Annotated in this window: 15 protein-coding genes; 7 read left to right on the top strand and 8 right to left on the bottom strand. The window is 63.2% G+C overall.

Going from position 1 to position 15,360, the window contains the following annotated elements; all coding sequences use genetic code 11:
• Positions 1-46 precede the first annotated feature (46 nt).
• Positions 47-1,528, bottom strand: coding sequence for a monocarboxylate uptake permease MctP (gene mctP / locus LJ656_RS10700; protein WP_230509373.1), 1,482 nt, complete (start codon positions 1,526-1,528; stop codon positions 47-49).
• Positions 1,525-1,722, bottom strand: a complete 198-nt coding sequence (locus LJ656_RS10695; RefSeq protein WP_230509372.1) for a DUF3311 domain-containing protein — start codon at positions 1,720-1,722, stop codon at positions 1,525-1,527. The genes mctP and LJ656_RS10695 overlap by 4 nt, the downstream gene beginning before the upstream one ends.
• A 239-nt stretch (positions 1,723-1,961) precedes the next feature.
• On the opposite strand from LJ656_RS10695, the gene LJ656_RS10690 reads away from it, so the two are divergent.
• The 7 genes from LJ656_RS10690 (at position 1,962) to LJ656_RS10660 (ending at position 9,566) form a co-directional block, all read left to right on the top strand.
• A complete protein-coding gene (locus tag LJ656_RS10690) occupies positions 1,962-3,380 on the top strand; it encodes a cache domain-containing protein (RefSeq protein WP_230509371.1) in 1,419 nt (472 codons plus the stop codon).
• A complete protein-coding gene (locus LJ656_RS10685; RefSeq protein WP_230509370.1) occupies positions 3,377-4,024 on the top strand; it encodes a response regulator in 648 nt (215 codons plus the stop codon). The genes LJ656_RS10690 and LJ656_RS10685 overlap by 4 nt, the downstream gene beginning before the upstream one ends.
• Positions 4,025-4,098: 74 nt before the next feature.
• A complete protein-coding gene (locus LJ656_RS10680; RefSeq protein ID WP_230509430.1) occupies positions 4,099-4,608 on the top strand; it encodes a hypothetical protein in 510 nt (169 codons plus the stop codon).
• 120 nt (positions 4,609-4,728) lie between these two features.
• Positions 4,729-6,705 (top strand): arylsulfatase, encoded by a 1,977-nt coding sequence (locus LJ656_RS10675; RefSeq protein WP_230509369.1) that lies wholly within the window; start codon positions 4,729-4,731, stop codon positions 6,703-6,705.
• Between the two features lie 7 nt (positions 6,706-6,712).
• Positions 6,713-7,804, top strand: a complete 1,092-nt coding sequence (locus LJ656_RS10670; RefSeq protein ID WP_230509368.1) for a formylglycine-generating enzyme family protein — start codon at positions 6,713-6,715, stop codon at positions 7,802-7,804.
• Positions 7,801-8,595: a MetQ/NlpA family lipoprotein gene (locus tag LJ656_RS10665; protein WP_230509367.1), complete on the top strand. Its 795-nt coding sequence runs from the start codon at positions 7,801-7,803 to the stop codon at positions 8,593-8,595. Before LJ656_RS10670 ends, LJ656_RS10665 begins: the two co-directional genes overlap by 4 nt.
• Entirely contained in the window at positions 8,589-9,566 is a 978-nt protein-coding gene (locus LJ656_RS10660) for a hypothetical protein (RefSeq protein WP_425605918.1), read from the top strand. The genes LJ656_RS10665 and LJ656_RS10660 overlap by 7 nt, the downstream gene beginning before the upstream one ends.
• 123 nt (positions 9,567-9,689) lie before the next feature.
• Here the strand turns inward: LJ656_RS10660 and cls are convergent, their stop codons facing one another.
• From cls to LJ656_RS10630, 6 genes are all read right to left on the bottom strand, one after another.
• A complete protein-coding gene (gene cls / locus LJ656_RS10655; protein WP_230509365.1) occupies positions 9,690-10,964 on the bottom strand; it encodes a cardiolipin synthase in 1,275 nt (424 codons plus the stop codon).
• A gap of 219 nt (positions 10,965-11,183) precedes the next feature.
• Positions 11,184-11,690 (bottom strand): hypothetical protein, encoded by a 507-nt coding sequence (locus tag LJ656_RS10650; RefSeq protein ID WP_230509364.1) that lies wholly within the window; start codon positions 11,688-11,690, stop codon positions 11,184-11,186.
• Positions 11,691-11,711: 21 nt separating this feature from the next.
• Positions 11,712-12,530 carry an H-NS histone family protein gene (locus LJ656_RS10645; RefSeq protein ID WP_230509429.1) on the bottom strand — a complete coding sequence of 273 codons (819 nt, stop codon included), beginning with the start codon at positions 12,528-12,530 and terminating at the stop codon, positions 11,712-11,714.
• A 507-nt stretch (positions 12,531-13,037) separates the two neighbouring features.
• Positions 13,038-14,111 carry a DUF6765 family protein gene (locus LJ656_RS10640; RefSeq protein ID WP_230509363.1) on the bottom strand — a complete coding sequence of 358 codons (1,074 nt, stop codon included), beginning with the start codon at positions 14,109-14,111 and terminating at the stop codon, positions 13,038-13,040.
• A 332-nt stretch (positions 14,112-14,443) separates the two neighbouring features.
• Complete coding sequence (locus LJ656_RS10635; RefSeq protein WP_230509362.1) at positions 14,444-14,905, bottom strand: DUF488 domain-containing protein; 462 nt, start codon at positions 14,903-14,905, stop codon at positions 14,444-14,446.
• Positions 14,906-15,009: 104 nt separating this feature from the next.
• On the bottom strand, positions 15,010-15,360 hold the full coding sequence (locus tag LJ656_RS10630; protein WP_218641995.1) for an FKBP-type peptidyl-prolyl cis-trans isomerase: 351 nt from the start codon (positions 15,358-15,360) through the stop codon (positions 15,010-15,012).

Below are 15,360 nucleotides of genomic sequence, written 5' to 3'. Positions count from 1 at the left end.
GGCGTTTTTCATTCAGGCAGCCAGGCCGCCTTCAGTCCGGCTCAAATCAAGCCGTCACCGCCGCGCGGCGCGGCGACACCGCCGACACCGCGAAGCTCACGACGATATTCGCCGCCAGCGCGATCAGCCCGATATAGAGCGGATAGTTCTCGTGGCCGAAGTGCAGCCCATACACCGGCTTGAGCCCTTGCGAGATCGCCAGACCCGTGCCGAGCACGATGCCGACCAGCCAGCCGAGGAACAGACCCGGCGTGTTCAGACGACGCGTGTACAGCGTAAACACGATGGCCGGGAAGATCTGCAGAATCCACACGCCGCCGAGCAGTTGCAGATCGATCGCATACTGCGTCGGCAGGAACACGATGAACAGCAGCGCGCCGAACTTGACGACCAGCGACACGATCTTCGCGTTGGCCGCTTCCGCCGCAGGCGAGATATTCGGCGACACCAGCGGGCGCCAGAGATTGCGCGTGAACAGATTGGCCGCGCCGATCGACATGATCGCGGCCGGCACCAGCGCGCTGATCGCGATCGCGGCCGCCGCGAAACCGACGAACCACGCCGGGAACAGCGTGGCGAACAGCGCCGGCACCACGTCGCTGGCGGACTTCACGTTCACGCCGGCGGCGATCGCCATATAGCCGAGCAGCGCGATCAGGCCGAGCAGCACCGTGTACGCGGGCAGGAAGATCGCATTCTTGCGCACCGTCTTCGCCGACGCCGACGACAGCACCGCGGTCATCGTATGCGGGTACATGAACGCGGCGAGCGCCGAGCCGAGCGCGAGCGAGGCGAACGCGGTGTACTGCGTCGGCTTCAGCAGAATGCCGGTCGCGCCGCCCTTCGCCTGGAAGTGCGCGTCGGCCACCTCGAACACGTGGCCATAACCGCCGAGCTTGACCGGAATGAGCCACACCGCCGCGATCACGACGATATAGATCATGATGTCCTTGACGAACGCGATCATCGCCGGCGCGCGCAGACCGCTCGCATACGTATACAGCGCGAGAATCACGAACGCGACGATCAACGGCAATTCGCCGGTGACGCCGAGCCCCTTGATCACCACCTGCATGCCGACCAGTTGCAGCGCGATATACGGCATCGTCGCGACGATGCCGGTCAGCGCGATCGCCGCCGGGAACCACTTGCCGCCGTATTCGCCGTGCACGTAGTCGGCCGCGGTGATGTGGTTCTTCGCGTGCGCGATTTTCCACAGTTTCGGCATCACCGCGAACACGAACGGATAGACGATGATCGTGTAAGGCAGCGCGAAGAAACCATACGCGCCGACCGAATAGACCAGCGCTGGCACCGCGATCACGGTGTAAGCGGTGTAAAAGTCACCGCCCACCAGGAACCACGAAATGAGCGTGCCGAACTGCCGCCCGCCGAGGCCCCATTCGTGCAATTGCGTGAGATCGCCCCGTTTCCAGCGCGCGGCGAAAAAGCCGATCACCGTGACGAGCACGAAGAATGCGATGAAGACCGTCATCGCGACCGGGTTCACAGGATTGAGCTCGCTCATTTGATACCTCGATACACGATGTAAATCAGCAGCGAGGTCAACGGCACCCACAGAAACTGATACCAGTAGAAGAACGGAAAGCCCATCAGCGACGGATAGCTGTGGTTATAGAACGGCAGCCACAGCAGCGCGATATACGGGATCAGCAGAATCAGCCAGCTCCATGAACGGCCGGCGGAGGTGGGGGTCTCCACGAACATCTCCTTATCTATTATCGACATCGCGCGCGGCGGCTCGTGGCCGGCGTGCGGATGTCCGGTTGCCTGGGCTCAGGCGGAAGGCGCGGGAAGCGGCGGGCGTCGCGCGCGCCGGGCCCCGCTAAGCGCGGTATGCCGCGGGCATGTAGTATTCGCCTTCACGAGCGCGCCCACAAGCGCGCAACTACGTAAGCCGTCTACGTAATAGTACGTAGCCCGCCGGCCGTTTTTCGACGATGAAACTCAAAGCAAAGATTGTGCTGCTGGCGATCGTTCCCTTTCTGGTCGCCATCGCCAGCATTGAAATCGGCGTGCGCCGCGAGGCCACCGCGCTCGCCGAGCGGCAGCACGCGACCACCCAGGCCGCCTATATGGCGAGCAAACAGGTCGAGCTCAAACATTACGTCGAGCTTGCAACCACCGCGATCGCGCCGCTCTACGAAGCCGGCCGCGACAACGCGCGCGACGATGCGCTGCTGCGGCTGCGCGCGCTCGACGTGCTGGAAAGAATGGATTTCGGCAAGGACGGCTACTTCTTCGTCTACGACCTGCACGGCCGCGCGCTGATGCATCCGCGCGAACCGCAACTGGTCGGCCACGATCTCTGGTCGCTGCGCGACAGCCACGGTGTCCCGACGATCCAGCAATTGCTCGCGACCGCCGCGCGCGGCGGCGGCTATGTGCGCTACCTGTGGCACCGGCCGTCGACCGGCAAGGTCGCGTCGAAACTCGGCTACGTGGTACCGCTCGAACGCTGGGGCTGGATGCTCGGCACCGGCATCTATCTGGACGATGTCGACACCGCGCTCGCGCATATCGACGCCGAAGCCGCCGCCAATATCGGCCGCACGATGAAGTGGATCGACGCGATCGCGCTGGCCGGACTCGCGGTGATCGCGCTGTGCGCGCTGGTGCTGAACGTCACCGAATACCGCAGCGCCGACGCGAAACTGAAGCGCCTCGCGCGGCAGGTCGTCGAATCGCAGGAACAGGAGCGCGCGCGGCTGTCGCGCGAATTGCACGACGGCATCAGCCAGATGATGGTGTCGGTGAAGCTGCTGCTCGAATCGGCGCTCGCGCGGCTCGAACGCGGCAGCGCGCGCGAGCCCGCCGCGGAAGCCGCGCTGTCCACCGGCCTGACGCGGCTCGGCGATACGCTGCGCGAAGTGCGGCGCATCTCGCACGCGCTGCGTCCGTCGATGCTCGACGATCTCGGCGTCGCGGCCGCGCTCGAACAACTGACGCGCGAACTCGGCGACGAGTCCGGTATCGCGATCGGCTTCACGCAAATCGCGCACACGCATGCGGCGACGCTGCCCGATGCGGTCAACACCGTGCTGTTCCGGATCGCCCAGGAAGCGCTGACCAATATCGTGCGGCACGCCCAGGCGTCGAGCGCGGCGCTCGCGCTGGAACTGTCGCACGACGCAGTCACGCTGACGATCTCCGACAACGGCCGCGGTTTCGACGTCGCCGACGCGTTCGTCGGCCGCCGCGCCGGCGTCGGTCTGCGCAACATGCGCGAACGGCTCGAAGCGCTCGGCGGCACGCTGTCGTTGAATTCGCAGCCCGGGCATACCGTCGTTACCGCGCGCGTGCCGCTGCAAGCCGGCACGCGCGCAGCAGTCGCGCCCCTGCAGGAAACCACCCTATGAATCACATCACGCCTTCCATCGCGCGCCTGCTGCTGGTCGACGATCATCCGCTGGTGCGCGACGGTCTGCGCGCGCGCCTCGAAGCGGTCGGCCAGTTCGAAGTGATCGGCGAAGCGGGCAACGCGCAGCAGGCGCTCGCGCTCGCCGAAACCGAGGCGCCGCATCTCGCGCTGATGGATGTCGGCATGAACGGGATGAACGGCATCGCGCTCGCGAATCTGTTTCACGAGCGCTTTCCGGCGATTCGCGTGCTGATGCTGTCGATGCACGACAATCTAGAGTACGTGACCCAGGCGGTGCGCGCGGGCGCGAGCGGTTATGTGCTGAAGGACTCGCCGGCGCTCGAAATCATTCAGGCGATCGGCGCGGTGCTCGCGGGCAATACGTACTTCAGCGCGCAATTGAGCGCAAGGCTGATTCACGCGTCGGCGACGCAATCGCCGGTCGAACGTTTGACGCCGCGCGAACGCGATATTCTCGATGCCCTCGCCGACGGTCTGTCGAGCAAGCAGATTGCGCAGCGCACCGGTCTGTCGGTGCGGACCGTCGAGACGCATCGGTTGAATCTGAAGCGCAAGCTCGATATCGAAGGTCAGGCGGAGTTGATCAAGTTCGCGGTCGAGCATCGGCGCACGCGGCGCTGACATTTCGGGGAGCGTGGTTCAACGAATGGAGCGGCATCCGTATGAATCGTTTGCTCGGACTCGGGCTTATTTGTATGCCGCTATGGGCGGCCACCGCGTACGCGCAAACGGACGCCGCCCGCGCGAATCGCGGCCACGATCCGTTCATTCAGATCTCCAGCGCGATCGCCGCTTGCCCTGCACCGCTCGGGCCGTTCGAAACCGAACAGGAATGGCTCGACGACAGCCATTACCGGATCGAGCGCGGCAATAGCTGCTGGATCGAGGGCCGCTGCCGTTTGCCCAATGCGTATCTGTACGACAACGAAATCGCCGACAGCGTGCAGCGGCGGCTCGCGAATCTGAACGCCGCAATGCACTGGCGCGAACAGTCGTCGCTCTGGCTGACGCTGCAACGCCGCTTCATTTATGTCGAAGGCTGCGTCGCGCCCGGTTTCGACAAGAAGACCTTCCTCGCCGAACTCGCGAAAACCGCCGATGTGGAACGCGTAATCGACAACACGGTAACCGATCCGCACGCCGCGCGACTGCCGTACCGCACGCAGGCGGCGCCCGGCAAACCGGTACTCGAACCCGGCAATTAACGCCGCGCGACCGGCGCCGGCCTATATCGACAAACGTCGATAGCAACGCAGAAATCCTTCTTTTGGTCTTTGTAATGCCATTGCTAACATCGGCGACCCAATCTAACGGTCCGCACAACAATGACAACACATCGATCCCGCCGCTCCGGGTTTCCCGCCTTCCGTCTTGCGCTGATCGGCGCCGCCGTCGCGAGCCTCGTTACGCTCGCGTCATGCGGCGACAGCACCGTGCCGAACGCGCAGGCCGCCGGCGCGACGCCCGCGTCGGCCCCGGTCGTCGCGCAGAAACGCCCGAACATCCTGTACATCATGGCCGACGACCTCGGCTATTCCGACATCCACGCGTTCGGCGGCGAGATCAATACACCCAATCTCGACGCGCTGGTGCAGTCGGGCCGCATCCTGACCAATCACCACACCGGCACGGTCTGCGCGATCACGCGTTCGATGCTGATCTCCGGCACCGACCACCACCTGGTCGGCGAAGGCACAATGGGCGCGCCGACCGACGAGCGCAAGGGACTGCCCGGCTACGAGGGCTATCTGAACGACCGCGCGCTGTCGGTCGCGCAGTTGCTGAAGGACGGCGGCTATCACACGTATATGGCCGGCAAGTGGCACATCGGCTCGGGGATCGTCGGCAGCGCGAGCGGCAGTGGACAGACGCCGGACCAATGGGGCTTCGAGCACAGCTATGCGCTGCTCGGCGGCGCCGCGACCAATCACTTCGCGCACGAGCTGGCCGGCTCGAAGAACTACACCGAAGACGGCGCCTATGTGCAGCCAGGGCAACCGGGCCAGCCGGGCGGCACCGGCGGCAGCCCGGCGGTGTTCTATTCGACCGACTTCTATACGCAGAAACTAATCTCGTACATCGATTCGAACAAGGCCGACGGCAAGCCGTTCTTCGCATACGCGGCCTATACGTCGCCGCACTGGCCGTTGCAGGTACCGGAACCCTATCTGCACAACTACGCCGGCAAATACGACGCGGGCTACGACGCGATTCGCGACGCGCGGATTGCGCGGCAGAAAGCACTCGGAATCATTCCTCAGGACTTCGTACCGTATGGCGGCGCGTCGGAAACGCTGACCTCGAGCGCCGCGACCTCGAACAACGGCACCGTCAATGCGAAATACGTGAGCGCCGTGCATAGCGCCGCGCAGGGTTATACCGACTACGGTCCCGGTTTCGTGAACAAGAAGTGGGACAGCCTGACGCCGGCCGAGAAGAAAGCGCAGGCCCGCTATATGGAAATCTACGCGGGCATGGTCGAGAACCTCGACCACAATATCGGCCTGCTGATCCAGCATCTGAAGGACATCGGCGAATACGACAACACCTTCATCATGTTCCAGTCGGATAACGGCGCCGAAGGCTGGCCGATCGATTCGGGCGCGGACCCGACCGCGACCGACACCGCGAACGCGGCCGAACCGACCTATTCGCAACTGGGTACCGACAACGGCAAACAGAACGCACAGCGGCTGCAATACGGTTTGCGCTGGGCCGAAGTCAGCGCGACGCCGTTCCGGCTGACCAAGGGCTACTCCGGCGAAGGCGGCGTGTCGACACCGTTGATCGTCCATCTGCCGGGCCAGACCACGCAGAAGACGACGTTGCGCGAGTTCACCCACGTGACCGACAACACCGCGACCTTCCTCGCGGTCGCGCAGATCACGCCGCCGACGACGCCCGCGCCCGCGCTGATCAATACGCTGACCGGCGTCGATCAGAACAAGGGCAAGGTGGTCTACAACAACCGCTATGTGTATCCGATCACCGGGCAATCGCTGCTGCCGGTGCTGAACGATCAGAGCACGGCGCCGGTGCACAGCGCGTACTTCGGCGACGAAGCCTATGGGCGCGGCTATCTGCGCAGCGCCGACGGCCGCTGGAAAGCGTTGTGGACCGAACCGCCGCTCGGCCCGGTCGACGGTCACTGGCAGCTGTACGACATGACCGCCGATCGCGGCGAAACCCAGGACGTGGCCACGCAGAATCCGTCGATCATCGATGGTCTGGTGCAGCAGTGGAACAGCTATATGAGCAGCGTCGGCGGCGTCGAGCCGTTGCGTCCGCGCGGTTATTACTGAGCGTCCAATGAAGTCGAGATTCAAGCTCACTAGCGGCAAGGTGCTGTACGGCACCTATGCCGTGATCGCAGCCGCCGCGTTTGCGGTGGCGTTTACGGCAGCGTCGGCCGCATCGTCCGCATTGTCCACATTCGGCGGCGCCGCGCCGGGCGGGTTCGATTCGTTGAACCGTTCGCGGCCGCTCGCCGCGCTCGGCTCCGAGCAGCAATGCGCGCGTTACTCCGGCTTGCCGGCGCGCTGGCGAGACGATCCGCAAGCCGGCATGGTGCATCTGCATGGCGGCGAGTTCGTGTTCGGCAGCAAGCTCGGCTATGAAGACGAACGGCCGGCTGGCGACGGTAAAACTCATGTCGCCGGTTTCTGGATCGATCAGACCGACGTCACCAACGCGCAATTCGCGGCGTTCGTGAAAGCGACCGGCTATATCAGCGATGCGGAGCGCCAGGGCGGCGCGGTCGTCTTCCATACGCCGACACGCGACGAGATGAACGCGCGCGATCTCGCGTGGTGGAGCTGGGTCAAGGGCGCCGCGTGGAATCATCCGCGCGGCCCCGGCAGCAATCTCGACGGCCTGATGAACCAGCCGGTCACGATGGTCACGCAGGCCGATGCGTTCGCGTACGCGCACTGGCTCGGTCGCGATCTGCCGACCGAAGCGGAATGGGAATACGCGGGCAAGGCCGGTCACGACGGCGCCGATCTCGACACCGCGCCGCGCGACGCGCACGGCAAGCCGAGCGCGAACTACTGGCAAGGGGTATTCCCGGTGCTCAACACCGCCGAGGACGGTCATGCGGGACTTTCGCCGGTCGGCTGCTACGCGGCGAACGATTTCAAGCTCTACGACATGATCGGCAATGCGTGGGAATGGACCCGCGACGTCTACACCGGCGCGCACCAGTCGCACACCAACGGCGACACCGCGCTGGTCGCGCCGCTGAGCCGCCGGCACGACACGCCGATGGTGATCAAGGGCGGCTCGTTCCTGTGCTCGCGCGACTATTGCGTCAGGTATCGCGCGGCGTCGCGCGAGCAGCAGGAAGCGGATTTGCCGGCCTCGCATATCGGCTTTCGTACGGTGTTGAGGGATGCGTCATGACGCGGCGGTCGATTGGTTTGCTCGCGGCGCTGTTGTTGCTGGCCGCGCCGTTTCAAGTCGCGCTGGCCGCCGCGCAGACGATCAGGGTCGGCGTGACGCCCGGCGCGCAGGCCGAGATCATGAACGAAGTGCGGCGCGTCGCGGCGACCCAGGGGCTCGCGCTCGACGTGGTCGTGTTCGATCAGCCGGCGCGCATCGACGCGGCGCTCGCAGCGAAGCAGATCGACGTGGCGAGCTTCGAAGACGCAGCGGCGCTCGATGCGCAACGCAAACAACACGGTTATGCGCTAACCAGCGTCGCCACCACCGTGACGTTTCCGGTCGCGCTGTACTCGCGCAAACTGACCCATCTCGGCCAATTGCAACGCGGCGCGACGATTGCGATTCCTGACGATCGCGACGGCATCGCCCGCGCACTGATCCTGCTGCAGAACGAAACGCTGCTGACTTTCAGGGACGACGCGGGAATGCACGCGACGCTCGCCGACATCACCGGCAATCGTCTGAACCTGAAGATTCGCCGGCTGCCGCGCGCGCGTCTGTACGATTCGCTCGATAGCGTCGCCTTTGCGGTGATCGACAGCGACACGGCCGCGCGCGCGGGCCTTCAGCCGGCGCGCGATGCCCTCAGTCTCGAAGACGCGCGTTCGCCGTACGCGAACGTGCTGACCGTGCGCGACGCCGATCGCGGCAACCCATGGGTCGCGCAACTCGTCGCCGCGTATCACTCGACCGATGTCGCGCATTTCATTCTGACGCGCTATCAGGACTCGGTGCGCCGGCCGTGGTGAAGACGTTTTCTTTTTCTTGCTCCGCGTGCGGCCAATGCTGCAACAGCCCGCCTTCGATGACGCTGGCGGAACTGTTTCGTCATCCCGACCGCTTTATCGGCTGCATCGCGATTGGCCGTGTGGCGCGGCGGCGGCCCGGCGAACGGCTGCGGGTCGGCGGATATGAAACCGTGCTCGACGACAGCGATTGCGCCCAATTCGACGCGCTCGGTGAAGCGTTGCTGTATCGGGCCGGCGACACGTTCAGCATCGTCGCGCAGGGTTTCGACTACCCGTCGCTCGCGCGCTGCCCCGCCCTCACGGACGACGGCCGCTGCTCGATTCATCTGCAAGGCAAGCCGCTGACCTGCGAAGTCGTACCGCTCGATCCGCTGGTGCCCGATAGCCTGCAACACCTGGTCCTGGCCGAACGCGCGCAAAGCGCGGTGTATCTCGGCAGCGCGTGCATTCAGGAAGGCGAGCGTGACGATGCGCCGTTGCTGGTTAACGAGGGGCGCGTGGCCGACCGCGACGCGCGTGACGCGCTCGCACGTCGTCGCCGAGCGCTCGAACAAGAGCGCGAAGTGTGGACCCAAGCCGTGTTCGACGCGCTGCGCGCCGACCTGTTCGACTCGCCCGCCGCGCTCGCACGCATTCCCGCAGGCGGCTTTCTGACGATTTCGCTGGTGCCCGCGCTGCTGACGGTCGCCGCGGCGTCGGAGCGCAGCCGGCAATTGTGCATCGACTATATCGACAGCCAGCTTGGGTTGATCGAGCGCAGCATCGCGCAGGCGTTGACGCGGCGCCGGCTCGACGACCGGCCGGTTACGCAGCAGTTGCGCGGCTTTGCGAATGCCTATCGGCATGCGAAAGAGCGTTTGGAACAAGCGGCGGCTTCTTCAGAAGACGGACTCCGAAGCCATCCCATGCCGGCACGCACCGGCATCGAAGCCATCGAAACGTACCTGAGCGGCGCTACCTCCACTCATTGATCCGCGCTGCCACCCACCCGCTCGATGTTTTCCCGCACGATCCTGCCGATCAACGCATCCGCCTCGCGCGACACGTCGTCGTGCACGCGGGTGCTCTGCGTGTAAAAAGCGCCCGTTACGGTTTCAAAGCTGCGGGTCTAGTAGCCGCACGAACTTTTCGATGAGCTTCTCGGTCAGCGAACGATGCATCCACGCATCGAGCGTTACGCACTTCGAGCGGGCGAGGTCATCTTCCAACGCGGCGGTCTGCTGGGCGGCAAAGTCGCGGTCGTAGATGTTCAGGTTCGCTTCGTCGTTCAGCTTGAACGAGCGGCTATCGAAGTTCGTCGAGCCGACCGATACCAGGTATTGGTCGACCACCAGCAATTTGCAATGGAACATAGTCGGCTGGTACTCGTAGATTTCGACGCCCGCTTTCAGCAGATCGCCCCAGCAGCCGCGCGATGCTTCACGCACCGTGTGTGTGTCGATCCGTTTGCCCGGTGTGATGATCCGCACTTTCACGCCGCGTTTGGCGGCTTCGACGATCGCATTGATGGTCAGTTTGTCGGGCACGAAGTACGCGCTCGCCAGATCGAGCGTGTGGGTCGCCGCGGTGATCGCCATCAGATACATCAATCGCATATCGTCGCTGCCGCCCGACGGCGAGCTGCTGAACATATGCGCGAACCCCTCGCCCGCGCCTTTGACTTCCGGCTCGATCCGCGGAAAGTACTCGGGACCGTGCGGCACGTTGCCGGTCGCCTTGATCCAGTTGTCCATGAATACCGCTTGCATATGACCGACCACCGGACCGGTGACGCGAAAATGGGTATCGCGCCAATGCTTTTCGTCCTGCGCATCGCCGGTCCATTCGGGCGCAATACCGACACCGCCGGTAAAACCGATCAGCCCGTCGATCACAAGCAGTTTGCGGTGGGTCCGGTCATTCATTCGGCCGAGCCCGGTCCAATGCGGTTTGTGAAATTTGACGACCATCGCGCCGGCGTCGCGCAGCATATCCAGATAGCGCTTATCCATTTTCGACGAGCCGACCCAATCGAGCAGAACATGCACGGCGACGCCTTCGCGGGCCTTGTCGGCGAGCGCTCGCGCGAATTGTTCGCCGATCTCGCCTGACCAGTAAATGAACGTTTCAAAGGTGATGGTTTTGCGGGCCGCGCGAATGCCTGCCAGCATCGACGGAAAGATGCGGTCGCCGTTCAGTAGCATTTCGAAGCGATTGCCGGGCACCACCGGTGGTCCCAATAGCAAACCCATCGAACGCAGAAATTGCGGATCGTCGCTCGGATAGAGCCGTTCGATCTTGTGCTCGATTTTCTTCTCGCCACTCGACAGATTCGCGATGATCAGAACAATCACGAGCGTGACGAACGCGGTAAGCGGAATAGTCAGCATGCGTGGCCTCGATGCGAAGCGGCGAAATTCACGCGAGTCCGGTCAGACGGACGGGACGGTGCGTAATCGCCTGGCTTTCGTGGTTGCCAGCAGACGCACGGCGCGTGCCCGTGGCGGGACCGCGGCTTGCTACTCAGCGTTTTATTAGTACTTCGCGGCCCGCGCGGGATGACTCCCGGGCGGGCGCTGCGGTATGGCCGCTATTCGATTAACGCGCCTTTATCTGACCAATGCGAAGGCCTCGCGGCTCGCGATTTCGCCCGCGCCAAATACGCCAATGAGCGTGTAATCCGAGGCCACGCATTCGAACGTCGACGCTTGAAACGTAATGATGAAATGACGCCGCGACGATGACATTGCGGTCATCGACGCGTCGCTAGCGGGCAAACCGGCAAGTTCCGCGCATAACGACGAATTGACGACCTCATGCACGCAGTCGCGGCAAAGGCCTTGCGCGGCCAGCGGGTGAACCGCGAGATCCGCTTCGCCGGGCGGGCCAAGCCGATGAAACGCGGCGTCGGCAAACAACACCGCGCAATAGGGATCGTCGTCGGGATCGAATGGTCCGAACCGTTCGAAGTCCGCCTCCGCGATCGGATAGGTAAGAATCACGCGGCGATCGCTGGCGACGATAAACGGTTCGGCGGCATCAGCTGCCGGATGGGGAGCATCGCCCAGCAGGACGACCTGGTCTTCCTGCTGGGATGCGTTGCAAGTACTAACCATCTATTTCGCGACTGCGCGCCCTCAGGCCGCGCTGCCCTGCGCTGCCGGCGCTTGCGACGCCGCCGGGGCGGCGCTCGGGACGCTCTTCGCGGCAGCCTTGCGGCCCGGCGTCTTGCGCGCGGTCTTCACCGCGCCCTTACGGCCGACGGTCTTCTTCACCGCGGCTTTGCGGCTGGCGGGCGTCGCTTTTTTCGCCGCCGTCTTGCGAGTCGCGCCGGCTTTTTTTGCCGCGCTTTTGCGGCCTACCGCGCCAGCTGTTGCTTTCGCTTTACCGGCTTTAGCCGCCGGTTTGGCCGAAGCCGAAGCCGCCGCGCCATCGATCAGGAATTTGCTGCGGTCTTTCACCGTGGCGAGCCACGCGGGCGCCGGACCGCGGCCGCTCCAGGTCGCGCCGGTTTTCGGATTCAGATACTTCGGCGGCTGCGCGCCTTTCGGCTGACCTTTGCCGCGGCTGGCCGGTGCCACCGCCGCTTTCGCTTCGCTCGCGCCTGCGATCAGGTACGCGGTGCGGTCTTTCACAGCGGCGATCCAGCCGGGCGCGCGGCCGTGACCGGTCCACGTCGCGCCGGTTTTCGGGTCGCGGTATTTGGCCGCGCTCGCGGATTTGGTGGCTTTAGTCGAGCCAGCGGGACGGCCCGGGCCGCGTTTGGCGACGCCATTGAGCGCGCGAGCGTTACGCCGTGCCTTTGCTTGTGCTTCGATATCCGCAGTAGTGAGACCGTGTTTGATCATCAACTCGCGAATCTGATCGACAGCGGCCTGAGCTTTTTTGGCAATGAGTGCGTCAGCCTGGGACTGGAGCTTCTTAAGCTTTGCCTGGATTTGCTCTAACGTAGGCATCTGGTTACTCCTTGGTTGTAATCGTCGAACTATGCCATGAATAACGGAAGAAAGGCAGTCTATTAAGCTATCCGGACCATCAACAATTTGAGAAAGCGACGATCCGATGCGTGGGTACAACGTGTTAATACAAAACTTTCAGGTACTCGCCCTACTCTTTCTGTCCTTTTGCCCTTCCGTTGATGGCGGTGGTTTTTTTGTTTCGTTTCCACATTCCCAGATCGGGTAAAGACAACGGCACTTTATGCCCCGTCGCCGGGATGGCCCCTGCCGTGTCACCGGCAATTGCCGCTTCTACTATAGGCAAGCATTCGAATATTCAAAGAAAAGTAGTTCATTTTTATTCGCCGGCGGTCCTTTTTGGGACAAACGGTCGGACAATAGCTTCGACGGAAAAGTGCCGGCGCACGCAATGCCGATCACTCGACACGAAGGCCGCCCGGCGTGAGCAGATGAGAATGCAATAAAGTGTCACGCGGGCAGACGCCCGCGCCACTACCCGCTCATTTACGCGATCCGTAATCCGCGAGCGGGCAGAATTTCCTGAGTCGTGACGAAGCGGTGCTGTTTGACCGCGTCGTGAAAGAGACGGTAATCGCTCTTTTCGAATGCGTGGCTCCACTCCGGTCTGTCCCCGGTGTCGTCATCGCACAGCAGACCGGTCGCCTGGTATTTCCACGAATTCCGCCCTTTGCCGATATAGCCGGGCAGCGCTTCTTTCAAACCGGGAATACGGCCGGCCTTCACCCATTCGCGTACCGTTAGCAGGCGTTGGTTATCGTCCGGATTGCGGCTCGTATCGAGCAGCCGGGACACCGCGTTTCTGACGTCGTCCGGCATACCCGGCTGAGTTTCGAAATCTTCGCGTCCTGCCAGATAGCCGCGTACCGCGCGGCATGCCATTTCAGCCGCCTGAACGAAATCCGGCAAATTGTGTCGCGAAACGAGGTTATTGCGACCGTCGATGTAATGCCAGCGCGCCCACGGCTGGTCAGGATAATGCAATGCGGCGCCGTGGCCGACCGGTAGCGCGATCGTCAGAAGGTCCGCTTCGACATGTTCGAACAGATGTCCAGCCACGCTTTCGAGGCGGGCAAGCCAGCTTTTGTGCGTGCAGTCCTGGGCTTCCAGAAAATGCACGCGATTCCAGGAACTTTCGATCCCCGAGAATCCCTGATGCGCCCACGTATCGACATACGTATGCAGCGTCACGCCGAGCCGGTGCAAACCGGTCTGCGCATCGCGCTGACGGATCGCGCGGCGCACCACTTCGCGCGCGACTTCGCTGTCCGGCCGGCAAATCGCCTTTTCTTCAAGGGTTATCCCTTCTCCGGCCGGCAGGAAATGAAACGGCGTCCAGACCAGCCGATTCTGGTCATTCTCGGTATTCGCGTAATCGAATAACTTGTGCGCGCTGGCAAAGCGCTCGAAAGTCTCACCGCCTTTGAAACGCAGTATTCCGCTCGTCGTCGCGTCGTCCACGTACTGGCATGCATGCGCGACGGTCCGCGCATCGGCGGCGGTCATCCCGCCGATGCGCGCGGCGATGTAGATCACCCCGTAGTGAAAGTCGATATTCATGGCAGCCGCTCCTCGCTCGCGCGGGACGATAGCCGGGCCGGTCGCCGGCGCAAAGACGCGGTATTTCCGGAGGCCACGCGCGAATAGACATTAAACGAGCGAGCCGGCCGTATCTTGAAAGCATCAACGCTTGCCGCGGATTTCCAGACTGTTCACACGATGCAAACTTTTGGGCTACTGAACGGAAGGAGGAGCGAAGGCGAGAACGGAAGCCGGAAACCATCGTCCGGACCCACACCGCCGGCGCCCGCCAGTACTGCGGGGAAATACCGATAAAGCACCCGGCGGCGGGGTGCCGCGAACCGGTGGACGCAATTGCGCTCAGGCCGGATTCAGGTCAGATGCGTGACGGAAAGACGGTTATTCCAGTGCTGGTTCAGATACTCGAGCGCGAGTGTCCGGTGACAATGGTGCGGTAAATGTTCACTGCAAAGCAGGCAGCCTGATTCGAATAGCGCGATATCCAGATTGCTTTCGACCCGGCGTTTCGCGATCAGGTCGAAATACGCGTCGCGCATGTTCTCCCAGCTCATTTCCTTGCGCTGATAGCGTTTGAGCATGTCCGGTTCGGGAGCCAGTTCCGGCACTTCCACATACTTCGCATCGCACAGGTGTTCGAGAAAGTACGGCAAATCCTGCTTCTTCGCGAAGCCCGCGAGTTGCGACGTGTTATTGAGGCGAACGTCGAGCACCGTGCGCACGCGGGCCTCTTTTAACAGGTCGAAGAACTTGTGGGCGGTCTTGCCGGTGAAGCCGATACTCGCAACCGGCAGCGTATTCTTGTCGTGTTTCATCGTGTGTCCCCTGACCGGCAATTGGGCCGAGCCGCGCCCAAAAAACAGCAGGCCTCGCTACGATTGCCGGAGCGAGGCCTGTATTTCAATACATTGGTATGCGCTTACTTGACGATGTCGACCAGTTCGACCTCGAAAGTCAGATCGGTATTCGGCGGAATCGGGCCGACGCCGCGCTCACCGTAAGCGGTTGCCGCCGGGCAGGTCAGACGCGCCTTGCCGCCGACTTTCATCTTCTGTACGCCTTGCGTCCAGCACGGAATCACGCGATTGAGCGGAAACGTTGCCGGGCCGCCGTGCTTCGCGGAGCTGTCGAATTCGGTACCGTTGGGCAGCGTGCCGCGATAATTGACCTTGACGACGTCGGTTGCGGCCGGCTGCGGGCCCGTGCCTTGCGTCAGGTGCTCGACGACGACGCCGGACGGGAGCTTTTCCGTGGTCGGCGCAGCGGCCAT

Source organism: Paraburkholderia sejongensis (genome assembly GCF_020880815.1).
Classification (GTDB): domain Bacteria; phylum Pseudomonadota; class Gammaproteobacteria; order Burkholderiales; family Burkholderiaceae; genus Paraburkholderia; species Paraburkholderia sejongensis.
This window is presented reverse-complemented; position numbering and strand designations above follow the sequence as displayed.